Here is a 22,067-nt window from a genome sequence, read left to right as displayed (position 1 = left end):
TACCCAGGCGCGCAGACCCGAACCTTTTTGGCTGACCACATCCCTGGTAGGAGGGGCCTTGTGCCCCGATGGGCTGCACGGCAGCCCCGGCGCGCGCTCACAGAGATCAGTCATGGCGTTTTCCCCGCTACCGAATCGGTGCAGCGCCCGCTCAGCAAACCGAGCAGATTCAAGCAACCTTTGGTCAGCCCCCCGACTCCAGCGCATTTTTCATGTATGATATGCGCCCTCCAAAAGCCTGACTGTCCGAGAACACCCCATGCAGCTTTCTTCGCTCACTGCGGTTTCCCCTGTAGACGGCCGTTACGCCGGCAAAACCCAGGCCTTGCGCCCCATCTTCAGCGAATTCGGCCTGATCCGTTTCCGCGCCCTGGTCGAAGTGCGCTGGTTGCAGCGCCTGGCCGCCCACCCGCAGATCAGCGAAGTGCCGGCGTTCTCCGCCGAAGCCACCGCGCTGCTGGACAACCTGGCCACCGATTTCAAGCTCGAGCACGCCGAGCGAGTCAAGGAAATCGAGCGCACCACCAACCACGACGTCAAGGCGATCGAATACCTCCTCAAGGAGCAGGCCGCTCAACTGCCTGAGCTGGCCAAGGTCAGCGAATTCATCCACTTCGCCTGCACCAGCGAGGACATCAACAACCTGTCCCACGCCCTGATGCTGCGCGCCGGCCGTGACGAGGTGCTGTTGCCGCTGATGCGCCAGATCGCCGACGCCATTCGCGCCCTGGCCCATGCCCACGCCGACGTGCCGATGCTCTCGCGCACCCATGGCCAGCCTGCCTCCCCGACTACCCTCGGCAAGGAGCTGGCCAACGTCGTGTACCGCCTGGAACGCCAGATCGCCCAGGTCGCTGCCGTGCCGCTGCTGGGCAAGATCAACGGCGCCGTGGGCAACTACAACGCCCATCTGTCGGCCTACTCGCAGATCGACTGGGAGCAGAACGCCCGCGCCTTCATCGAAGACGAGCTGGGCTTGCAGTTCAACCCCTACACCACCCAGATCGAGCCGCACGACTACATCGCCGAGCTGTTCGACGCCATCGCGCGCTTCAACACCATCCTCATCGATTTCGATCGGGACGTGTGGGGCTACATTTCGCTGGGCTACTTCAAGCAGAAGACCGTTGCCGGCGAAATCGGCTCTTCGACCATGCCGCACAAGGTCAACCCCATCGACTTCGAAAACTCCGAAGGTAACCTGGGCATCGCCAACGCCCTGTTCCAGCACCTGGCCAGCAAGCTGCCGGTTTCGCGCTGGCAGCGTGACCTGACCGACTCCACCGTGCTGCGCAACCTGGGCGTGGGCTTTGCCCATAGCGTCATCGCGTATGAAGCCAGCCTCAAAGGCATCGGCAAGCTTGAAGTGAACCATGCCCGCATCGCGGCCGACCTGGATGCCTGCTGGGAAGTGCTGGCCGAGCCGATCCAAACCGTCATGCGTCGCTTCAACATCGAGAACCCCTACGAGAAGCTCAAAGAGCTGACCCGCGGTAAAGGCATCACGCCAGACGCCCTGCTCAGCTTCATCGATGGGCTGGACATGCCCGCCGAAGCCAAGGCCGAACTCAAGCAACTCACCCCCGCTACCTACATCGGTAACGCGGCAGCGCAGGCAAAACGCGTCTAACGCGCGCTCTGCGCCCAACGCCCGGCCTGGCCGGGCGTTTTTATTCCCGTCTGAAAATTACGTTTTTTCAATAGGTTGAAGATGAATCCTGATACTCCACTGCAGCTGCTGGGCGGCATTACGGCCCGTGAATTCATGCGCGACTACTGGCAGAAAAAGCCGCTGCTGGTGCGCCAGGCCTTCCCCGATTTCATCAGCCCGATCGATCCGGACGAGCTGGCTGGCCTGGCGCTGGAGGATGAAGTCGAGTCCCGTATCGTGCTCGAGCACGGCGCGCACCCGTGGGAGATGCGCCGCGGCCCGTTCAACGAGGACACGTTTGCCGAGCTGCCAGAACAGGACTGGACGCTGCTGGTACAAGCCGTAGACCAGTTCGTGCCGGAAGTTGCAGAGCTGCTGGAGAACTTCCGCTTCCTGCCCAGCTGGCGCATCGACGACGTCATGATCAGCTTCGCAGCCCCCGGCGGCAGCGTTGGTCCGCACTTCGACAACTACGACGTGTTCCTGCTGCAAGGCCATGGGCAGCGCAACTGGAAGATCGGGCAGATGTGCGACAGTGACAGCGCCCTGCTCGAACACAGCGACCTGCGCATCCTGGCCGATTTCGAGCAAAGCGGCGAGTGGACCCTGGAGCCTGGCGACATGCTGTACCTGCCGCCGCGCCTGGCTCACTACGGGGTTGCCGTCGACGAATGCCTGACCTACTCGGTCGGTTTCCGCGCACCGAGCGCCGCCGAGGTGCTCACCCACTTCACCGACTTCCTCGGCCAGTTCCTGCCGGACGAAGAGCGCTACAGCGACGCCGATGCACAGCCGGTCAGCGACCCTCACCAGATCCAGCATGATGCCCTGGACCGCCTCAAGGCCCTGCTGGACAAGCACATGGGGGACAAGGATTTGCTGTTGACCTGGTTTGGCCAGTTCATGACCGAGCCGCGTTATCCGGAGCAGATCGTTGGCGAAGAATTGTCCGAGCAGGAACTGCTCAACGCCTTGCAGCAGGGCGCCATCCTGATTCGCAACCCGAGCGCCCGTATGGCCTGGTCCGAGTTCGAGAGCGATTTGTTGCTGTTCGCCAGCGGACGTAGCTGCCCGCTGCCTGGAAAGCTGCGCGACCTGCTCAAGCTGGTATGTGCTGCCGACGCCTTGCATATCGAGAATCTCGGCCAGTGGTTGCAGGATGAAGATGCAGTGATGCTGATCCAGCAGTTGGTCAAGCAAGGCAGCCTGGGTTTCGCCGATGAATAAGATTCGGGTGCGCTTGGCCGATTGGGTCAAGGACAACGCCGACATTCGCCGCATCCGTGAGGCGGTGTTCGTCGCCGAGCAGCACATCCCGGTCGAACTGGAGTTCGACTCCGAAGACCAGGATGCCTTGCATTTCCTGGCTCTGGAGGGCGACTACCCGATCGGCACCGCGCGCTTGCTCGCCGATGGCACCATCGGCCGAATCTCGGTGCTCAAGGATTGGCGCGGCTTGAAAGTGGGCGACGCGCTGGTCAATGCCGTCATCACCGAAGCGCAAGGCCGTGACCTCAAGCCGCAACGGCTAAGCGCGCAGGTGCACGCCACACCGTTCTATGAGCGGCTGGGCTTCAAAGTGGTCAGCGAGGAGTTTCTCGAAGCCGGCATCCCTCACGTAGACATGGTGCGCGAGTCGCACTTGCCTTCGTGAAACGTGCCAGGCCTGCGTGCCTCTGAACCACGGCGTGCTGGGGTGATTGCCGCTCTTGTCCATACGGGAGCGGCTCGAGCTCACGTGCCCAGGTGTCCCGGTCAGAAGCTGCTTGCCGGCCGCAGGCTGACCGGTAGCCGTATTCAATCACGCTGATATCGCGCCAATCCTGTGCCGGCTCTAATCGGCCGGCACATCCGGATACGCCTTGCACTGTACATCCATCCACATAAAACTTGCCTACTTCGTTGCGCACCCGCATCCTAGCGCTCATATCCATCGATGAAGCGTCAGTGGCCATGCGGCTGTTTCTGTGTGAAAAACCCTCCCAGGCAAAAGACATCGCCAAAGTGCTCGGCGCCAATCGCAAAGGCGATGGCTGTTGGCAAGGCACCGACGTGTGCGTCACCTGGTGCATTGGCCATCTGCTGGAAACGGCCCCACCCGACAGCTATGACGAGCGCTACAAGCGCTGGACCCTGGCCGACCTGCCGATCATCCCGCAACAGTGGAAGATGCTGGTCAAGCCCAAGACCGCCAGCCAGTACAAGGCGGTTAAGCGTTTGTTGGGCGAAGCCCGCGAGTTGGTCATCGCAACCGATGCCGACCGCGAAGGCGAAATGATTGCCCGCGAGTTGGTCGAACACTGTCGCTACCGTGGCCCGGTACAACGCCTCTGGTTGTCCGCGCTCGATGATGCGTCGATTCGCAAGGCGCTGGCCCGCCTGCTGCCGGGGCAGGAAACCTTCAACCTTTACCACTCGGCGCTGGGCCGTTCACGTGCCGACTGGCTGATCGGGATGAACATGAGCCGGCTGTTCACGCTGCTGGGGCGTCAGTCCGGCTACCAGGGCGTACTCCCGGTGGGTCGTGTGCAAACGCCGACCCTGCGCCTGGTAGTGGACCGAGACCGCAGCATCGCACAGTTCGTACCCGTGCCCTTCTGGGCCATCGATGTCCGTCTAAGCCACGCCAACCAGGCGTTCATGGCCCAGTGGCGGGCGCCGGAGGATGCCTGCGACGACCAGGGTCGCTGCCTGAACCAGGCATTGGCGCAGCAAGCAGCTGCCGCCATCGAGCAGGCCGGTGTTGCCCAGGCCGTTAAAATTACAACGGAACGTGTACGCGAAGCCGCACCCCTGCCCTTTGACCTCGGTACCCTGCAAGAGCTGTGCTCGAAAAAGTTCGGCCTGGGCGCTCAGGAAACCCTGGATATCGCCCAGGCGCTCTACGAGACCCACAAGCTGATCACCTACCCGCGCAGCGACTGCGGTTACCTGCCGCTGAGCCAGCACGGGGAAGCGCCGGCCATTCTGGCGGCGCTGCAGCGGGCCGATGCCAGCCTGGCCCCCTTGCAACCTCATCTTGAGCCCCAGCGCCGTTCACGTGCCTGGAACGATACCAAGGTCAGTGCCCACCACGGCATCATACCGACGGTCGCCGCCAGCGACCCAGGGCGCCTGCCAGCCAAGCACAAGTCGGTGTACACCCTGATCCGTGCGCGTTACCTGGCACAGTTTCTACCCCACCATGAATACGACCGCACCCAGGCAGACTTCGACTGCGCAGGCCACGCCTTGCGCGCCGTGGGTAAACAGATCGTCGAGCCAGGCTGGCGTCGCGCCTTGCCAGAAGCGTTGACGCCAGCCAAGGGCCGCGAAGCCGCCCCGCCCCAGGTACTTCCAACGTTGCGCGAAGGCCAAGCCTGCGCGGTCCAGGATGTCCAGCTCAAAGACCTGTGGACCCAACCACCCAAGCCCTTCACCGAAGGCGACCTGATCAAGGCCATGAAGAACGTGGCCAAGCTGGTGGACGACCCTCGGCTTAAGCAGAAGCTCAAGGAAACCACTGGGATCGGTACCGAGGCCACCCGTGCCAGCATCATCCAGGGCCTGCTGGACCGAGGTTACCTGGTCAAAAGTGGCAAGGCGCTGGCAGCAACGCCTGCCGCTTTCAGCCTGATCGACGCCGTACCCCGCGCCATCGCCGACCCCGGCACCACTGCCATCTGGGAGCAGGCACTGGACATGGTGCAAAGCGGCGACATGAGCCTGGAAGAATTCGTGGCCCGGCAATCGGCCTGGATGGGCAAGCTGGTAGAACGTTGCCGCGGTCTGCGCATGACCATTACTGGGCCGGCGGCGGGCGCTGCCCCGCCCTGGAAGAAAAAGCGCAGAAGCAGCGGTAAGGCCCGATCAACGTCAGGTAAGGCAGCAGGCCCCAAAAGTGGCGCAAGTAAAGCCAGGCAACCGAGGAAGAAGCCCACATGAACCTGTGGGTGCAGGCCATAGCGGGCGGATTGGGCGGCATCTGCTAGATTTCCCTGGACCTGTTCCACTGTGGAGTCGCCCATGAGCCTGGACTCGGAACGCACGCCTGCGCAAACGAGCTTCCCGAATGTACTCGCTGAAGTTCGCACCTTTCGTGCCCGGTATCCCGACGTGCACCATGTCGACCTGATCAGCCTCGACATCCCAGGCCATTTCTATGGCAAGCGCTACCCGATCGACATGCTTGAGAAGGTCGCCGCCGGTAGCCCGCTCAAACTGCCCCAGAACGCGGTGCTGCTCGGCACCCAGGGTGGCCTGTTCCAGATCGGCGACTACTGCTTCAACGACGGCGACCCTGACGCCCTGCGCCGGCTGGTGCCCGGCACATTGAAGCCCGTCACATGGGAAGCGCAGCCCTTGGGGCAGATGCTGATCAGCAGCGACGCAACGCCAGCGCCCATCGCGTTCGAGCCTCGTGAGGTGCTGGCGCGTGTTCTGCAACGCCTGGCAGGCCGCGGGATTCATCCGGTCGTGGCGTTCGAGCTGGAGTTCTATCTGTTCGACCGCGCGCTCAAAGCGGGCCTGCCGCAGTTTCCTCGCGACCCGCTGAGCGCCGATGAGGACGACCAGCCCAACTTGCACATTGAGCGCTTGAGCCGCTTCGCAGACGTACTGCATGACATGGTTGCCACAGCCAACGTGCAGGGCGTGGATGCCAACGTCATCACCGCCGAGCTGGGGCCAGGCCAGTTCGAGATCAATTTCGGACACTGCAATGACGGGCTGCAAGCGGCGGACTGGGCGGCGTTGTTCAGCCGTAGTACGCGCGGTGTCGCGCGCAAGCACGGCCACCGCGCCTCGTTCATGAGCAAACCCTACCTGCATGCGCCCGGCAGTGGCATGCATGTGCATGTCAGCCTGTATGACGAGGGAGGCAACAACCTGCTGGCCGCTGATGGTCAGCGTCCGCTGCGCCATGCAGTAGCCGGATGCCTGTCTCTGCTGCCCTATTGCATGCCAATCTTCGCCGCCAACCACAATGCATTTCGCCGTTACGGCGCCATGGTCAACGCCGCCAGCCGGGCCAGCTGGGGGTACGAAGACCGCGATGCCTGTATTCGCATCCCCGAATCCGATGCCCGCAACTTGCGCATCGAACATCGTCTGGCCGGCGCCGATGCCAACCCCTACCTGGTGCTGGCCGCCATCCTGTGCGGCCTGGTACAGGGCCTTGACGCCGCGCAGGAACCCATCGCACCGTTAAACGACGACCGCACCAGCGGCATCGACTTTCCTAAGGACATGCTCAGCGCAGTGACGGCCATGCAGCACGCGCCTGCGGTGATCGAAGGCTTGGGGGCCGAATTCGTTAAGGTGTACTGCGAAAACAAGCGCCAGGACCACCTGGCGTTCATGCATGAGATCAGTGCTCGCGAGTACCGCTGGTTTCTGTGATCACGACCGTATCGTGCTGGCGCGGGCACCTCGATCAACCCCCGCGTTGGCACTTGCACGGTAGGGGTATTAACATGTCCCGCTTATCGCGCGGCGTTTTGTCGCATACCGTCACATTGCCTGCCAGATTCCCATGCCTTTCGAACTTACCGTAGAACCCTTGACCCTGCTCATCCTGGCAGTGGTCGCTTTCGTCGCCGGCTTCATCGATGCCATTGCTGGCGGCGGCGGCCTGCTGACCACGCCCGCCCTGCTGACAGCCGGCATGCCGCCTCATCTGGTACTGGGCACCAACAAGCTCAGCTCCACGTTCGGCTCGGCCACGGCCGGCCTGACGTACTACAGGCGCAAGCTCTTTCACCCGGTGCAGTGGCGTCGTGCCCTGTTCGGCACCTTGGCCGGGGCCCTGCTAGGGGCGGTCGTTGCGCACTACATGCCCGCCGAATGGTTGAACAAGATGCTGCCGGTGATCGTGTTCGCCTGCGGCCTGTACCTGTTGTTCGGCGGTACGCCAAAGGCGCCACTGGACGCCGATGCCCCGATTCGCAAGAAGTGGCAGCTGCCGCAAGGCCTGACCCTGGGCTTCTATGACGGCGTGGCTGGGCCGGGTACAGGTGCGTTCTGGACGGTCAGTACCCTGCTGCTCTATCCCATCGACCTGGTTCGCGCCAGTGGCGTGGCCCGCAGCATGAACTTCGTCAGCAACATCGCAGCCCTGACGGTGTTCGTGATTTCCGGGCAGGTGGACTACATCGTCGGCCTGTGCATGGGCCTGTCAGTCATGGTCGGCGCCTTCTTCGGCGCCAGAACGGCAATCAGCGGCGGCAGCAAGTTCATCCGCCCTGTGTTCATCACCGTGGTGCTGGCCCTGACCGTGCGCCTGGCCTGGCAGCACTGGTTTGGCCAGGCGTGATACGCCAGCCAGGGACTGCACGCATAACGGCTTAGGAGCCGCGCCCTCTGGAGCGGGCCTGATCGGTCACTGTCCGGGGAAAGCAGGTTCGGCATGGCCCAGTCGGCGGGCTACGTACAGGTCGATCAGGTAACGGGCAATCGACCGCCCCGCCGGCAGCGGCGGCAGGTCGTGCACATTGAACCAGCGGGCGTCCTCGATTTCATCCGGCTGCATGACGATGTCGCCACCGGCGTATTGGGCATGAAAGCCCAGCATCATCGAGTGCGGGAAGGGCCAGCACTGGCTACCCACGTACTGGATGTTCTTGACCTCCAGCGCCACCTCTTCGCGCACCTCGCGCACCAGGCAGTCTTCGGCCGACTCGCCGGGTTCGGCGAAGCCTGCCAGGGTACTGTACACACCTGCCACGAAACGCGGCGAGCGTGCCAACAGGACCTCGTCGCCCCGTGTAATCAACACGATCATGCTGGGCGAGATGCGTGGGTAGCTGCGCAGGTCGCACGCGCTGCAGTGCATGGCGCGCTCCCAGCGAATTTGCGACATGGGCTGGCCGCAACTGCCGCAGAATCGATGTTCGCGCGCCCAAGTGCCGATCTGCGCGGCATAACCCAGGACCGTGTAGGTCTCGGCATCCCCTTCAAGCATGAACGTACGCAGGCCGCGCCAGCTGCAACCGGCTATTTGGGCGGCCTTGGCGAGCTCAAGTAGAAACACCGGCTGGCCGTCGAAGTGGCCGATGCCGTGCTCGCACAGCACATCCAGCCCCTGGCGCTTGAGCCAGTCGCGCTGGAACAACGCGCCCTCTTCCCCAACCAGAAAACCCTCCGGGCTGTGGGCCACGGCCAGTCCGGCGGGCGTTTGCGGGTCGAGTACTGCGGTCGTCCAGCGTGCTGACATAAGGGCATTCCTGTGAGGTGCGCCCGTCGACTCTGTCAGTCGGCGAACGACGGTTTGTGTTTGTTCATGTGTGCGGCCATGGCCAGGCGCATGTCTTCGGACTGCAACATCGCCGCATTCCAGGTGGCGATGTACTCAAGGCCGTCGTCGATGCGGTGATCACGCATGTAGCTGAGCATGTGCTTGGTACCCGCCACGGCGATCGGTGATTTGGCTGCGATGTCCCGGGCAATGGCGAACACACCTTCGAGCAAGGCGGCCTGGTCATCGTAGACCCGGTTTACCAGGCCGATGCGCAGCGCCTCTTCGGCTTCGACGGTGCGTCCCGTGTAGGCCAGTTCCCGCATGATGCCGTCGTTGATGATGCGTGGCAAACGCTGCAGTGTGCCGACGTCCGCGGCCATGCCCATGTCGATCTCCTTGATGGAGAACTGCGCGTCACGGCTGCAATAGCGCATGTCGCAGGCTGACAGCAGGTCGATGGCCCCGCCGATGCAGTAGCCCTGCACCGCCGCCAGCACGGGCTTACGGCAGCGGTCGACGGCGTTGAACGAGGCTTGCAGGCTCAGGATGGTCTTGCGCAACGTCCGGGCGTTGCGCGAAGGGTCCTTGCCCATCTGCCCCGCGACCGAGGCCAGCATGGCCAGGTCGATACCGGCCGAGAAATGTTTTCCAGCGCCGCTGATGACCACGGCCCGTACCGCGTCGGTGTCATCCACCCACTGGAAGATCTCGATGATTTCCTCCCAGAACGCGGCATTCATGGCGTTGAGTTTTTCCGGGCGGTTGATCTGAACGTGGGCAATGCTCTCGTTCAGCTCGACCTTGAACGCGCTGTACTGGGTCACGGGCGACACTCCTGTGGGCTCTGGCAATGACAGCGATGGTAGCGCAGCCCGGTTGCCGTGCGTCTGCCAAAAGCGGGACTGCCGGAACGGGCGGACGGTCGAGGCCTGGCAACGAACGCGCGTACAACTTTTGCTCAAGGCAGGCATCGAATCTGTGTAAGCACTCACTCTCAGGAGAAACACAATGGCGATACGCAAGGCATTGATGCTTTCCTGCATGGCCCTTGCCCTGGTTGGCTGCGCCGGCAATGATCACCCTGCCCCACCGCGCACGCAGCAGGTGGACCTGCAACGCTACCAGGGCACCTGGTACGAGCTGGCAAGGTTGCCGATGTTCTTCCAGCGCAACTGTGTGCAATCAGAAGCCCACTACGCCCTGCGCACCGATGGCCGAATCGATGTGACCAACCGCTGCAGGGAGAAAGACGGCCAGTGGAACGAGGCCAAGGGTATCGCCGAAGCTCAGCAGCCGGGCAGCACCGACAAGCTCTGGGTACGCTTCGACAACTGGTTCAGCCGTCTGGCGCCTGACCTGACCAAGGGTGAGTACTGGGTGCTCTATCACGACAAGGACTACCGCGTAGCGCTGGTCGGCCATCCTAACCGCGAGTACCTGTGGCTGCTGTCCCGCACCCCGGCCATTCCGGACAAGACCCGTGACCAACTGCTGGACATTGCCCGCGAGCAAGGCTATGACACCAGCAAACTGGTCTGGCGCCAGGCTGACAGCACAGGCGTCGAATAAGACTTTGATGGCGCATGACAAGGAGTAGACATGGACCTGCTGTTTCTGGGCACCAGCGCCGGTGCCCCGACCAAGGCCCGCAACGTGAGCGCAACGGCGCTGCTGGAAGCGACGGGTAAACGCTGGTACTTGATCGATTGCGGTGAGGGCACTCAGCATCGTCTGCTGCACACATCGCTGTCGACCCATGACCTGGGCGGCATTTTCATCACCCATGTACATGGCGACCACTGCCTGGGTTTGCCCGGCCTGCTGGCCAGTGCAAGCATGAACGGGCGGCGCCAACCGTTGGATGTGGTGCTGCCCCGGGCCTTGCACGATTGGATGCGCGTCAGTTTGGCGGTTACCGACAGTCATCTGTCCTTCGATCTGCGGCTGTTGCCCGTCGAAGAGTTCAGTGGCTGGCACAACGCGGCCGTAACGGTGAGCACCGTCACTTTGTCGCACCGCGTGCCTAGCGTGGGCTACCTCTTCGAGGAGCGCTGCCCCGAGCCACGGCTGGACAGCAGGCGCCTTGATGCCGAAGGCGTGCCTCGTGGGCCGCTGTGGGGAGCACTGGCGAAAGGCCTGGCAGTGAATCACCAAGGTCGTGAGCTGCAAGCGGCGCACTACCTTCAGCCTGGTCGAGCTGCCCGCCGCATCATGATCTGCGGCGACAACGACACGCCCGAACTGCTGGCCGAGGCAGCGGCAGATGCCGACGTGCTGGTGCATGAAGCGACCTTTACGCAACCTGCGGTGGAGCGATCCGGCGTGACATATGGCCACAGTACTGCGGCGGCAGTGGCTCGGTTTGCCGAAGCGGCCGGAGTGCGTAACCTGGTGCTGACGCACTTCAGTGCGCGCTACCAGGCTGACAATCGGCGCAGCCCCTCGATCGATGACATCAGGCAGGAGGCTGCCCTGCACTATGCCGGCAACCTCACATTGGCCGCGGACCTTCAGCGGTATCATTTGGGGCGTGAGGGTGTTTTGTTGCCAGTCGATTGAGCGACCTGCATGTGCCCGGGTGGTATTGGAATGGGTATGAGTCGCCTTGGACTTCCTGGGTGAATTATAGATCGTGGGGTCCGCTGCGCGGCCCATCGCGGCACTAGGCCGCTCCCACAATGGATCTGCGTAGTCCTCACATTTCTGCAAGCACCGCTACCCGTTGTGGGAGCGGCCTCGTGCCGCGATGGGTCGCGCAGCGGACCCGGCAATGTAAACCGCGAAGCTGAAACCCAGAGACCGCCCCACCGCCCACAGCTTCATCCTCGCAGCGCCTGTCAACCAGACTGCTATAGCGTCCACAGCGTCCACAACAGCGTGAACAGCCCCGCAGCTAAGCCGCCATTCGCCCCTTGGCCACCGCTTCGGACGCCGCCAACATGGCGCGCAGCAGCACGGCACACCCCGCCGCCAGATCCTCTGGCGTAGCGTTCTCGATTTCGTTATGGCTGATGCCGTTTTCGCACGGCACGAAGATCATGCCAGCGGGCCCGAGTTCAGCCAGAAAAATCGCGTCGTGCCCTGCCCCGCTGACGATATCCATGTGCGGCAAACCCAGTGCCTGGGCCGATTCACGTACCGCACCCACGCAGCCGTTGTCGAAATACAAGGCCGGAAAATCTGCGGTGGGCACCAGCTCATACGTCAGCCCATGCCGCTCGCAGGTCTGTTCGATCACGCTGCGGACCTCGGCAATCATTCCCTCTAGCCGGTCCCCCTCGAGGTGACGCAAATCCAGGGTCATGCGCACTTCGCCTGGAATCACATTGCGCGAGCCAGGATAGGCTTGCAGGCAGCCCACTGTACCGCAGGCGTGAGGCTGGTGGCCCAGGGCGGCGCGGTTGACCGCTTCGACCACGGCAGCGGCGCCGACCAGGGCATCCTTGCGCAGGTGCATGGGTGTTGGCCCGGCATGGGCCTCCACCCCACGCAACGTCAGGTCGAACCATTTCTGGCCCAGGGCGCCGAGCACCACGCCGATGGTCTTGGCCTGGTCTTCCAGGATCGGGCCTTGTTCGATGTGGGCTTCGAAATACGCCCCCACCGGGTGGCCGGTCACCGCCCGGCTCCCGGCGTAGCCGATTTCATTCAACGCTTCGCCCACGCTGATCCCTTGGGCATCGCGTTTCGCCAGCGTCTGCTCGAGACTGAACTTGCCGGCAAAGACCCCCGAGCCCATCATGCACGGCGCAAAGCGCGAGCCTTCCTCGTTGGTCCATACCACCACTTCCAGCGGTGCTTCGGTTTCAACGCCCAGGTCGTTGAGGGTGCGGATGACCTCCAGCCCGGCCATGACCCCATAGCAGCCATCGAACTTGCCACCGGTGGGCTGGGTGTCGATGTGGCTGCCCGTCATAACCGGCGGCAGCGCTGCGTTGCGCCCTGGCCGGCGGGCGAACAGATTACCCACCCCGTCGACCGTCACCGTGCACCCTGCCGCCTCGCACCACTGCACGAACAGGTCGCGGGCCTGTCGATCCAGATCGGTCAAGGCCAGGCGACACACGCCACCCTTGGGGGTGGCCCCCAGGCGCGCCAGGTCCATGAGCGATTGCCACAGGCGTGCGCTATCGACATGCCGGGCAGTCGATTGAAGAACGTCTTGAGCGCGGGTCATAGGTTTCTCCTCAGGCTTTTCTTGTCGGATGTGTAAGCCACAGCGCGGGCCTGCCCGCACTGCGACGAGCAGGTTACTCAAGGCAAAGGCTTGGCCATGCGCGCCGGGCTGCGGGCGGCCATGGCGGCGAAGACGTAATACAAGCCAGCGCCAAGCAGCGAGCCGGTGAACCAGCCATAGTCGTAGAACCAACTGAAGTGACTGTTGCCAATGGCCATTACTGTGAGCGCCACGGGCAACGCAAAGGCCGCAAAGCCGGGCCAGTGCCAGGCGGGATAGACGTCATCGCGGTACAGCCCGGCCAGGTCCAGGTACTGACGCCGGACCAGGAAATAATCCACCACCATGATCCCGGCAATGGGCCCCAGCAGGCTGGAATACCCCAGCAACCAGTTGGAATAGACGCTTTCAAGGCTGATGTCGGAAACGATCCAGCCCAGCTTTTTGAGCAGCTCGTGGCCCATCAGCGCCAGCCCGATGAACCCGGTCAGCCACACCGCCCGGCTGCGGCCGATCAAGCGCGGGGCAATGTTCTGGAAATCGTTGGTGGGCGAGACGATGTTGGCCGCCGTGTTGGTGGACAAGGTAGCGATCACGATCAGGGCCATGGCCAGCGCTACCCAGAAGGGGCTCTGAATCTTGCCGATCAGCGTCACCGGATCGGAAACGGTCTCGCCCACCAGCGAGGCCGAGGCCGCCGTCAACACCACACCCAGCGAGGCGAACAGGAACATGGTCAGGGGCAGGCCGAATATTTGCCCCAGAATCTGGTCCTTCTGGCTACGGGCATAACGACTGAAGTCCGGGATGTTCAGCGACAGGGTGGCCCAGAAGCCCACCATGGCAGTGAGCCCTGCGCAGAAGTAGCCCACCACGCTGGCCCCTTGCGGACGCTTCGGTGGCTGGGCCAGCAACTCGGTCATGGACATGTGCGGCAGCGCCCACACCAGCAGCCCGATACCCACCGATACCAGCAAAGGTGCGGACAAGGTTTCCAGCCACTTGATCGATTCGGCGCCGCGCAGCACCACCCATAGGTTCAGGCACCAGAAAATCACGAAACCGATCACCTCGCCGGTGCCGCCCAAGGCCTTCCAGCCCTCGAATACCGAGCCCAGGAACAGATGAATTGCCAGCCCACCGAACAGCGTCTGGATCCCGAACCAGCCGCAGGCGACCACCGCTCGCACCAGGCAAGGCACATTGGAACCCAGGATGCCGAAGGATGCACGCAGCAGTACCGGGAAGGGTATGCCGTACTTGGTACCGGGGAAGGCGTTGAGCGTCAGTGGAATCAGCACGATGAGGTTGGCCAGCAAAATGGCCAGCAACGCTTCACCCACGCTCAGGCCGAAATACGCCGTGAGAACGCCGCCCAGGGTGTAGGTGGGCACGCAGATGGACATGCCTACCCACAGGGCGGTGATGTGCCACCTGTTCCAGGTGCGCTGATGCACCTTGGTGGGAGCGATGTCGGGGTTGTAGCGCGGGCTGTCGAGCACGTCGGCGCCTTCGCACAGCTCTACCAGGCCGTTGCGATCAACCACGTGCGATCTGCTCTGTTGCATGGGGCCTTCTCCAGAATGTTGTTGTAGTTGTTCGCTCATCGGGGCGAGTCGATGGCCGGAGTACACACGCAGAATGTGGGTAGAAATTTCGACCAAATTTGGATCTTGTCAAGTACGTCAGCCTGATCCGAAACGCCTATGCTAGAGCCACCCTCATTTTTATTTCCTTATTAATCAGCAGGTTAAAAACCACAAATTCCGTGTGATTTATTTCTTGCTGAATCCAGAATCTGCATCTAGCCTCGAATCTTGTCAGCGATGACAGGATCGCTCTGCCACCCTGGCCTACCAATTCCAAGAACCGGCACAGACCGGTCAGCCTGCGAGGAAAACGGCATGTCCCTGTTGATCCGTGGCGCCACCGTGGTCACCCACGAAGAAAGCTTCAGCGCCGATGTCCTGTGTGCAAACGGCCTGATCCAGGCCATCGGCCAAGACCTCGACCCACCGGCCGGTTGCAAGGTGCTCGATGGCAGCGGCCAGTACCTGATGCCCGGCGGGATCGACCCGCATACCCACATGCAGTTGCCATTCATGGGCACCGTGGCCAGCGAGGACTTTTTCAGCGGCACCGCCGCCGGGCTCGCAGGCGGTACCACCTCCATCATCGATTTCGTGATCCCCAATCCCCAGCAGTCGTTGATGGAGGCGTTTCACACCTGGCGCGGATGGGCAGAGAAGAGCGCCAGCGATTACGGCTTTCACGTGGCCATCACCTGGTGGAGCGACCAGGTAGCCGAGGAAATGGGTGAGCTGGTTGCCCACCATGGGGTGAACAGTTTCAAGCACTTCATGGCCTACAAGAACGCGATCATGGCCGCTGACGACACCCTGGTCGCCAGCTTCGAGCGCTGCCTGCAACTGGGCGCCGTGCCCACGGTGCACGCCGAGAACGGCGAGCTGGTGGATCACCTTCAACGCAAGTTGCTGGCCCAGGGCCTGACAGGGCCTGAGGCGCATCCGTTGTCACGTCCGCCCCAGGTCGAGGGCGAAGCGGCCAGCCGCGCCATCCGTATCGCAGAAACCCTCGGTACGCCGTTGTACCTGGTGCATGTCTCCAGCCGCGAGGCGCTGGATGAGATTGCCTACGCTCGCGGCAAGGGGCAGCCGGTCTACGGCGAGGTCTTGCCTGGCCACCTGCTGCTGGACGACAGCGTCTACCGCGACCCGGACTGGGCCACGGCAGCAGGCTATGTGATGAGCCCGCCCTTCCGACCGCGTGAACACCAAGAGGCGCTGTGGCGCGGCCTGCAGTCAGGCAACCTGCACACCACCGCCACCGACCATTGCTGTTTCTGCGCCGAGCAGAAGGCCATGGGACGCGACAACTTCAGCCGCATTCCCAACGGCACGGCCGGTATCGAGGACCGCATGGCGGTGTTGTGGGATGCCGGTGTGAACACAGGTCGCCTGTCGATGCACGAATTCGTCGCCGTCACGTCCACCAACACGGCGAAGATCTTCAACCTGTTCCCACGCAAAGGCGCCATTCGTGTCGGCGCCGACGCCGACCTGGTGCTGTGGGATCCACAGGGCACGCGCACGTTGTCGGCCAAGACCCATCACCAGCAGGTGGACTTCAACATCTTCGAAGGCCGCACCGTGCGCGGCGTGCCCAGCCACACCATCAGCCAGGGCAAGGTGGTGTGGGCCGACGGTGACTTGCGCGCCGAAGTCGGTGCCGGACGGTATGTCGAACGCCCGGCCTACCCGTCGGTGTACGAACTGCTCGAGCGTCGGGCCGACCACCATCGGCCCATCCCCGTGCCCCGCTAGCCGCTGACACTGATCGACCGGCTTTCATTGCAAGACCGACTCGTCAGGCCAACCCGTGCCTGGGGCACGGCGTGCCGGTGAGCGGGGCCACCTGCGCTCTACCCTTTCAAGCCCACGACAAGAAAGAGAGGCTACCACCGTGATCGACGCACTGAACCATTTGCCGCGCCCCAGGGCCGGCAGCGACCAGCTGGCCGAGCATTTCAGCGACCTGGTCCCACCACTGACCGCGCGCCAGGCCGCCGTGGAGAGCGCGCGCTGTCTGTACTGCTACGATGCCCCGTGCATCAACGCCTGCCCCAGCGACATCGACATTCCGTCCTTCATCCACCGCATCAGTGATGAAAACCTGGAAGGTGCTGCCGAACGGATTCTGTCGGCCAACATCCTCGGCGGCAGTTGCGCCCGTGTCTGCCCGACCGAAATCCTTTGCGAACAGGCCTGCGTGCGCAACAACGCGCAGGAATGCGCGCCGGTGCTGATTGGTCAGTTGCAGCGCTATGCCCTGGACAACGCCCAGTTCAGCGGGCATCCCTTCCAGCGCTCTGTGGCGACCGGCAAGCGTATCGCCGTGGTCGGCGCAGGCCCGGCGGGCTTGTCCTGCGCACATCGCCTGGCCATGCACGGGCACGATGTAGTCGTCTTCGAAGCCAGTGAAAAACCGGGTGGTCTGAACGAGTACGGCATTGCCCGCTACAAGCTGGTGGATGACTTCGCCCAGCGTGAAGTGGCGTTTTTGCTGGGCATCGGTGGCATCGAGATCCGCTACGGCCAGCGCCTGGGCAGCAACCTGGGGCTCGGTGACTTGCGGGATCAGTACGATGCCGTATTTCTTGGCCTTGGGCTCAGTGCCGTGCGGCAACTGGGCCTGCCCGATGAGCAGGCGCCGGGCCTGCTGGCTGCCACCGACTACATCCGCGAGCTGCGCCAGGCGGATGACCTCAGCCGCTTGCCTTTGGCCGACCGCTGCCTGGTGATCGGCGCCGGCAACACGGCGATCGACATGGCCGTGCAGATGAGCCGCCTGGGGGCACGCGACGTCAACCTGGTGTATCGCCGTGGGGCGCCCGACATGGGCGCCACGGGCCACGAGCAAGCCATCGCCAAGGCCAACCAGGTGCGCCTGCACACCTGGGCGCGCCCCGACGCCGTACTGCTGAGCGACGATGGCAACGTACGCGGCATGCGCTTCGCGCGCACGGCGATGGTGGACGGTCGCCTGGGTGATACCGGGGAAACCTTCGAACTGGCTGCCGACGCGATCTTCAAGGCCATCGGGCAGTGCTTGGAAGACCAAAGCCTGGCTGACCCGGTCGCCGCGCAACTGGCCCGCGATGGGGAGCGCATCCGCGTCGATGAGTGCATGCAGACCAGCTTACCGGGCGTGTATGCCGGCGGTGACTGCACTGCCCTGGGCCAGGACCTCACCGTGCAGGCCGTACAACATGGCAAAGTGGCGGCCCAGGCCATCCATGCCCAACTCATGCTCAATGTGGAGGCCGCGTAAATGGCTGACTTGTCTATCGTCTTCGCCGGCATTCGCGCCCCCAATCCCTTCTGGCTGGCCTCCGCCCCGCCCACCGACAAGGCCTACAACGTGGTACGCGCCTTCGAAGCGGGCTGGGGTGGCGTAGTCTGGAAAACCCTGGGGGAAGACCCTGCGGCGGTGAACGTCTCGTCGCGCTATTCGGCGCACTTTGGCGCCAACCGCCTGGTTCAGGGCATCAACAACATCGAGTTGATCACCGATCGGTCATTGGAGATCAACTTGCGGGAGATCACCCAGGTCAAGAAGGATTGGCCGGACCGGGCACTGATCGTATCGCTGATGGTGCCGTGCGAGGAGGCATCGTGGAAATCCATCCTGCCGCTGGTCGAGGCCACCGGGGCCGATGGCATCGAGCTGAACTTCGGCTGCCCCCACGGGATGCCCGAGCGTGGTATGGGCGCGGCGGTGGGCCAGGTGCCTGAGTATGTGGAGATGGTCACGCGCTGGTGCAAGACCTACTGCTCGCTGCCGGTGATCGTCAAGCTCACTCCCAACATCACTGACATTCGCCAGTCGGCCCGAGCCGCGCGCCGGGGTGGCGCCGATGCGGTGTCGCTGATCAACACCATCAACTCCATCACCAGCGTGGACCTGGACCGCATGGTGGCCCACCCGATTGTCGGCGAGCAGAGTACACACGGCGGTTACTGCGGCTCGGCCGTCAAACCCATCGCACTGAACATGGTCGCGGAGATCGCCCGCGACCCGGCCACCCAGGGCTTGCCGATCTGCGGAATCGGCGGTATTGGCAGTTGGCGTGACGCTGCCGAGTTCATTGCCCTTGGCAGCGGCGCGGTGCAAGTCTGTACGGCCGCCATGCTGCATGGCTTTCGCATCGTCGAGGATATGAAGGACGGCCTGGCACGTTGGATGGATCAGCATGGGCATGCCCGTCTTGAGGACTTCCGAGGCCAGGCGGTCGGCCACACCACCGACTGGAAGTACCTGGACATCAACTACAAGTCCATCGCGCACATCGATCAGCATGCTTGCATTGCTTGCGGCCGGTGCCACATCGCCTGCGAGGACACCTCGCACCAGGCCATCGCCAGTACGGTGAAGGCCGACGGGACCCATGCCTATAGCGTGATCGAGGAAGAATGCGTGGGCTGCAACCTGTGCCAGATCACCTGCCCCGTGGAAGACTGCATCGAGATGGTTGCGCAGGACACTGGCAAGCCGTACCTGAACTGGACGCAGGACCCGCGCAACCCCTATCGGGAGGCTGGCTGAGGGTGGGAGTGTGAATGCAGGCGCCGTTTTGCCAGGCGCTGGATCCGTCGCGGTGGGGCGCACATGGGCCTTGATGATTGGGATTCAGGGCTGAAATCGTGGGGCCGCTGCGCGGCCCATCGCGGCACAAGGGCCGCTCCTACAAGGGGTAGCTGCAGCGCAACGTTCGATTTCCAAAATTCGAGAAGACATCCGCTTTCTATCGGATCTGGAGGCTATCGAATTCAGTGCAGGAGCGGCCTAGTGCCGCGATGGGCCGCGCAGCGGCGCCACGATTTCAGCCCTGCATGGTAGTTCGCTCAAGGCTCCAACCCAATGCCCCTCAGGATTACGCTGGTCACCGTCTGCACGGCGCTTTCGAAATCCCGGTCGGACAGCGGCTCGCCGTCGTTGAGCAAGGCCACCTGGTATCCGAAGTCGGCATAATGCTGGGTCGATGCCCAGATCATGTACAGCAGCGCCGACGGCTGCACTGGCAGAATGCGCCCCTGCTCCACCCAGCGGCGGATCTTGGCTTCCTTGAGTCTGGCCCAGGGCACCAGGCTTTCATCCAGGTTGGCCCTGAGCACCGGCGCACCGTGCAGCATCTCCTCGGCCCAGATTTTCGAGCCCAGCGGCCGTGAACGGGAGTGTGCCATCTTCGCGCGTATGTAGCTGGTCAACACGACGCGGGGGTCATCGAAGTGCTCGAAACTCAGGGCATCCTGTTTCCAGACTTCAAGCAAGTCCTGCAATACCGCACGAAACAGGTCGTCCTTGGTCTTGAAATAGTAATGAAGGTTCGAGCGCGGCAGCTGCGCCTGCTCGGCGATGTCGCCCATGGACGTGGCAGCGAAGCCCTTTTCGGCGAACACACGCTCGGCGGCCTGCAGAATCTTCTCGATGTTACGACGACGGATTTCAATCTTGTGGTTGGCCATCAAGCGCTGACCGTGAACGGGATGTTGTCGATCTGCCAATCCATACCGCCAATGCCCATGGTTGCTCCGTGCTCTCGCAAATGTCCCGTAGTCTACTCCGCTTGCGCAGCGAAACCATCAGCCGGCGCAAGCGCCGGCTGCCAAGCTTCAGGCACTGGCGCGCACGCGCGCAGGGCACTGCGCACGGTGCAGGTTGAGCGCGGTATTGATGATGCCGATATGACTGAACGCCTGCGGGAAGTTGCCCAGCATGCGCTTGCCTACCGGGTCGTACTGCTCAGCCAACAGGCCCACATCGTTGCACAGGTCTGTCAGCCGCTGATACAGCGCATGCGCTTCGTCCTGGCGTCCCAGCAGCACGTACACGTCGGCCAGCCAGAAGGAGCACACCAGAAACGTACCCTCGCCCGCCGTCAGGCCATCGGTACAGCTGTCGGTGTCGTAGCGCAGCAACAGGCCGTTGTGCAGCAGGCGTTTTTCGATCTGGGCCAGGGTGCGCAGAAAGCGCGGGTCATGGGCCGGCAGAAAGCCGGTCAGCGCGATGTGCAGCAGGCTGGCATCCATCTCTGAAGAACCGTAGGCCTGCACAAAGTGCTGGCCCTGGGCATCGAGGCCCTGCTCGCACACTTCGCGGCGGATCTGATCAGCGACCTGCCGGTAGTGAAGGCCCCGTTCACGGTCCTCCTCGGTGGTGTCGGCAAGCTCTGCGGCGCGGTCGAACGCCACCCAGGCCATGACCTTGGAGTGCACGAAATGCTGCCGACCACCGCGCACTTCCCAGATGCCTTCATCAGGTTCACGCCAGATGCTTTCCAGGTAAGGCATGATCACCCGGCTAATGGCCGCGCTGCGCGGGTGCCTGGGCAGACCGCCGCGGATGGCCTGGCTCATGGCGTCGGCCAGCTCACCGTAAATGTCCAGCTGGGTCTGCGCGGCGGCTGCGTTGCCCACCCGCACCGGCTGGGAGTGCTCGTAGCCGGCCAGCCAGGGCAAGGTGTATTCCTGAAGATCACGCTCACCGGCCAGGCCGTACATGATCTGCATCTGCTCCGGGTTGCCCGCCACCGAACGCAACAGCCATTCGCGCCAGGCCTGGGCTTCTTCGAAGTAGCCCAGGTTCATGAAGGCCAGCAAGGTCATGGTGGCATCGCGCAGCCAGCAGAAGCGGTAGTCCCAATTACGCTCACCGCCCACGCGCTCGGGCAACGAAGTCGTCACTGCCGCCACAATCCCGCCCGTTGGGGCATAGGTCATGGCCTTGAGCACCAGCAACGAGCGCCGCACCAGGGCCGTGTACGGCCCCACGTCGGGGCACTTGGCTGCGAAGACCTGCCACTGATCCACGGTGGCCTTGAGGCAGGCATCGATGTCCTGTTCGGCGGGCACCGGCAGGTGGGACGGGTGATGACGCAAGCTGAACACGTGGCGCTCGCCCTCGCCTACCCGCACACGCGCCACCGTGTGGTGATCGCGGGCATGGGGCGCCACGGTCGAGGACAGGACCAAGCGGTCCGGGCCTGCCACCGCGCTGAGGGTCAGCGGGTCGAGCCGCTCCACCCAAGGGACGCTGCGCCCGTAGTCAAAGCGCATCACCAGGTCCATTTCGAACGTGGTCTGCCCCGAAAGGCCTTCGACGATGCGCACCACTGCGTTCTCGTCACCCAAGGGCATGAAGTCCAGCACCCGCGCCTTTCCCGAGGCCGTGACCCAGACGGTCTCAAGCACCAGCGTGTCGTCCAGGTAGCGCCGGGTGCGTTCTATCACAGGGTCCGAAGGCGCCAGGCGCCAACGGCCATTTTCCTCGTTACCCAGCAAGGCCGCGAACACCGCTGGCGCATCGAAACGCGGCAGGCACAGCCAGTCGAGCGAGCCGTCGCTGCTGACCAGGGCTGCGCTGCGGCAATTGCCCAGCAGGGCATAATCTTCAATATGGGCAGGCATCGAGACTCCAGAAATTCAGTGCGTCCATTGTGCCGA

At 63.3% G+C, this 22,067-nt stretch carries 17 protein-coding genes; 11 read left to right on the top strand and 6 right to left on the bottom strand.

Going from position 1 to position 22,067, the window contains the following annotated elements; all coding sequences use genetic code 11:
* Positions 1 to 259: 259 nt before the first annotated feature.
* The 6 genes from purB to ACF8E5_RS03430 all read left to right on the top strand — a co-directional run bounded on the left by purB (position 260) and on the right by ACF8E5_RS03430 (position 7,943).
* Positions 260 to 1,630 (top strand): adenylosuccinate lyase, encoded by a 1,371-nt coding sequence (purB, locus tag ACF8E5_RS03455; protein WP_058637929.1) that lies wholly within the window; start codon positions 260 to 262, stop codon positions 1,628 to 1,630.
* An 81-nt stretch (positions 1,631 to 1,711) separates the two neighbouring features.
* Positions 1,712 to 2,878, top strand: coding sequence for a cupin domain-containing protein (locus ACF8E5_RS03450; RefSeq protein ID WP_145254738.1), 1,167 nt, complete (start codon positions 1,712 to 1,714; stop codon positions 2,876 to 2,878).
* A complete protein-coding gene (locus ACF8E5_RS03445; protein WP_058603472.1) occupies positions 2,871 to 3,305 on the top strand; it encodes a GNAT family N-acetyltransferase in 435 nt (144 codons plus the stop codon). Before ACF8E5_RS03450 ends, ACF8E5_RS03445 begins: the two co-directional genes overlap by 8 nt.
* Positions 3,306 to 3,604: 299 nt before the next feature.
* Positions 3,605 to 5,575: a DNA topoisomerase III gene (locus tag ACF8E5_RS03440; protein ID WP_167339611.1), complete on the top strand. Its 1,971-nt coding sequence runs from the start codon at positions 3,605 to 3,607 to the stop codon at positions 5,573 to 5,575.
* Positions 5,576 to 5,656: 81 nt separating this feature from the next.
* Complete coding sequence (locus ACF8E5_RS03435) at positions 5,657 to 7,030, top strand: glutamine synthetase family protein (RefSeq protein WP_326383504.1); 1,374 nt, start codon at positions 5,657 to 5,659, stop codon at positions 7,028 to 7,030.
* A 133-nt stretch (positions 7,031 to 7,163) separates the two neighbouring features.
* A complete protein-coding gene (locus ACF8E5_RS03430) occupies positions 7,164 to 7,943 on the top strand; it encodes a TSUP family transporter (RefSeq protein ID WP_058603474.1) in 780 nt (259 codons plus the stop codon).
* 66 nt (positions 7,944 to 8,009) lie between these two features.
* Here ACF8E5_RS03430 and nudC read toward each other — a convergent pair whose 3' ends face one another.
* Both nudC and ACF8E5_RS03420 read right to left on the bottom strand, forming a co-directional pair.
* Positions 8,010 to 8,843 carry an NAD(+) diphosphatase gene (nudC, locus tag ACF8E5_RS03425; protein WP_145254729.1) on the bottom strand — a complete coding sequence of 278 codons (834 nt, stop codon included), beginning with the start codon at positions 8,841 to 8,843 and terminating at the stop codon, positions 8,010 to 8,012.
* A 35-nt stretch (positions 8,844 to 8,878) separates the two neighbouring features.
* The gene (locus ACF8E5_RS03420) at positions 8,879 to 9,691 is read right to left on the bottom strand and encodes a crotonase/enoyl-CoA hydratase family protein (RefSeq protein ID WP_145254726.1); all 813 of its coding nucleotides are present in this window, start codon (positions 9,689 to 9,691) and stop codon (positions 8,879 to 8,881) included.
* 184 nt (positions 9,692 to 9,875) lie between these two features.
* Here ACF8E5_RS03420 and ACF8E5_RS03415 point away from each other — a divergent pair, with 184 nt between their 5' ends.
* Both ACF8E5_RS03415 and ACF8E5_RS03410 read left to right on the top strand, forming a co-directional pair.
* The gene (locus tag ACF8E5_RS03415) at positions 9,876 to 10,436 is read left to right on the top strand and encodes a lipocalin family protein (RefSeq protein WP_058603477.1); all 561 of its coding nucleotides are present in this window, start codon (positions 9,876 to 9,878) and stop codon (positions 10,434 to 10,436) included.
* 30 nt (positions 10,437 to 10,466) lie between these two features.
* Positions 10,467 to 11,426, top strand: a complete 960-nt coding sequence (locus tag ACF8E5_RS03410) for an MBL fold metallo-hydrolase (RefSeq protein ID WP_392474914.1) — start codon at positions 10,467 to 10,469, stop codon at positions 11,424 to 11,426.
* 334 nt (positions 11,427 to 11,760) lie between these two features.
* Here ACF8E5_RS03410 and ACF8E5_RS03405 read toward each other — a convergent pair whose 3' ends face one another.
* Both ACF8E5_RS03405 and ACF8E5_RS03400 read right to left on the bottom strand, forming a co-directional pair.
* The gene (locus ACF8E5_RS03405; protein ID WP_058637934.1) at positions 11,761 to 13,044 is read right to left on the bottom strand and encodes a Zn-dependent hydrolase; all 1,284 of its coding nucleotides are present in this window, start codon (positions 13,042 to 13,044) and stop codon (positions 11,761 to 11,763) included.
* A 77-nt stretch (positions 13,045 to 13,121) separates the two neighbouring features.
* A complete protein-coding gene (locus ACF8E5_RS03400) occupies positions 13,122 to 14,612 on the bottom strand; it encodes an NCS1 family nucleobase:cation symporter-1 (RefSeq protein WP_058637935.1) in 1,491 nt (496 codons plus the stop codon).
* Between the two features lie 336 nt (positions 14,613 to 14,948).
* Between ACF8E5_RS03400 and hydA the strand changes: the two genes are divergently transcribed.
* The 3 genes from hydA to preA all read left to right on the top strand — a co-directional run bounded on the left by hydA (position 14,949) and on the right by preA (position 19,170).
* Positions 14,949 to 16,388, top strand: a complete 1,440-nt coding sequence (gene hydA, locus ACF8E5_RS03395; protein ID WP_078478334.1) for a dihydropyrimidinase — start codon at positions 14,949 to 14,951, stop codon at positions 16,386 to 16,388.
* A 139-nt stretch (positions 16,389 to 16,527) separates the two neighbouring features.
* Positions 16,528 to 17,895 (top strand): NAD(P)-dependent oxidoreductase, encoded by a 1,368-nt coding sequence (locus ACF8E5_RS03390; RefSeq protein WP_392474913.1) that lies wholly within the window; start codon positions 16,528 to 16,530, stop codon positions 17,893 to 17,895.
* Positions 17,896 to 19,170: an NAD-dependent dihydropyrimidine dehydrogenase subunit PreA gene (gene preA, locus ACF8E5_RS03385; protein WP_392474912.1), complete on the top strand. Its 1,275-nt coding sequence runs from the start codon at positions 17,896 to 17,898 to the stop codon at positions 19,168 to 19,170.
* Positions 19,171 to 19,469: 299 nt separating this feature from the next.
* Here preA and ACF8E5_RS03380 read toward each other — a convergent pair whose 3' ends face one another.
* Both ACF8E5_RS03380 and ACF8E5_RS03375 read right to left on the bottom strand, forming a co-directional pair.
* Positions 19,470 to 20,090 (bottom strand): TetR/AcrR family transcriptional regulator, encoded by a 621-nt coding sequence (locus tag ACF8E5_RS03380; protein WP_078478331.1) that lies wholly within the window; start codon positions 20,088 to 20,090, stop codon positions 19,470 to 19,472.
* A gap of 147 nt (positions 20,091 to 20,237) precedes the next feature.
* Positions 20,238 to 22,031 carry a glycoside hydrolase family 15 protein gene (locus ACF8E5_RS03375; RefSeq protein WP_058639580.1) on the bottom strand — a complete coding sequence of 598 codons (1,794 nt, stop codon included), beginning with the start codon at positions 22,029 to 22,031 and terminating at the stop codon, positions 20,238 to 20,240.
* Positions 22,032 to 22,067: the final 36 nt, after the last annotated feature.

Origin of the sequence: Pseudomonas sp. WSY_20, from assembly GCF_043104335.1 — a bacterium.
Taxonomy (GTDB): domain Bacteria; phylum Pseudomonadota; class Gammaproteobacteria; order Pseudomonadales; family Pseudomonadaceae; genus Aquipseudomonas; species Aquipseudomonas parafulva_B.
This window is presented reverse-complemented; position numbering and strand designations above follow the sequence as displayed.

What these genes read in the sequence shown, in the direction of transcription:
- purB (WP_058637929.1), top strand. Translation starts at nt 260, where the DNA reads ATGCAGCTTTCTTCGCTCACTGCGGTTTCCCCTGTAGACGGCCGTTAC.
- ACF8E5_RS03450 (WP_145254738.1), top strand. Translation starts at nt 1,712, where the DNA reads ATGAATCCTGATACTCCACTGCAGCTGCTGGGCGGCATTACGGCCCGT.
- ACF8E5_RS03445 (WP_058603472.1), top strand. Translation starts at nt 2,871, where the DNA reads ATGAATAAGATTCGGGTGCGCTTGGCCGATTGGGTCAAGGACAACGCC.
- ACF8E5_RS03440 (WP_167339611.1), top strand. Translation starts at nt 3,605, where the DNA reads ATGCGGCTGTTTCTGTGTGAAAAACCCTCCCAGGCAAAAGACATCGCC.
- ACF8E5_RS03435 (WP_326383504.1), top strand. Translation starts at nt 5,657, where the DNA reads ATGAGCCTGGACTCGGAACGCACGCCTGCGCAAACGAGCTTCCCGAAT.
- ACF8E5_RS03430 (WP_058603474.1), top strand. Translation starts at nt 7,164, where the DNA reads ATGCCTTTCGAACTTACCGTAGAACCCTTGACCCTGCTCATCCTGGCA.
- nudC (WP_145254729.1), bottom strand. Translation starts at nt 8,843, where the DNA reads ATGTCAGCACGCTGGACGACCGCAGTACTCGACCCGCAAACGCCCGCC.
- ACF8E5_RS03415 (WP_058603477.1), top strand. Translation starts at nt 9,876, where the DNA reads ATGGCGATACGCAAGGCATTGATGCTTTCCTGCATGGCCCTTGCCCTG.
- ACF8E5_RS03410 (WP_392474914.1), top strand. Translation starts at nt 10,467, where the DNA reads ATGGACCTGCTGTTTCTGGGCACCAGCGCCGGTGCCCCGACCAAGGCC.
- ACF8E5_RS03405 (WP_058637934.1), bottom strand. Translation starts at nt 13,044, where the DNA reads ATGACCCGCGCTCAAGACGTTCTTCAATCGACTGCCCGGCATGTCGAT.
- ACF8E5_RS03400 (WP_058637935.1), bottom strand. Translation starts at nt 14,612, where the DNA reads ATGCAACAGAGCAGATCGCACGTGGTTGATCGCAACGGCCTGGTAGAG.
- hydA (WP_078478334.1), top strand. Translation starts at nt 14,949, where the DNA reads ATGTCCCTGTTGATCCGTGGCGCCACCGTGGTCACCCACGAAGAAAGC.
- preA (WP_392474912.1), top strand. Translation starts at nt 17,896, where the DNA reads ATGGCTGACTTGTCTATCGTCTTCGCCGGCATTCGCGCCCCCAATCCC.
- ACF8E5_RS03380 (WP_078478331.1), bottom strand. Translation starts at nt 20,090, where the DNA reads ATGGCCAACCACAAGATTGAAATCCGTCGTCGTAACATCGAGAAGATT.
- ACF8E5_RS03375 (WP_058639580.1), bottom strand. Translation starts at nt 22,031, where the DNA reads ATGCCTGCCCATATTGAAGATTATGCCCTGCTGGGCAATTGCCGCAGC.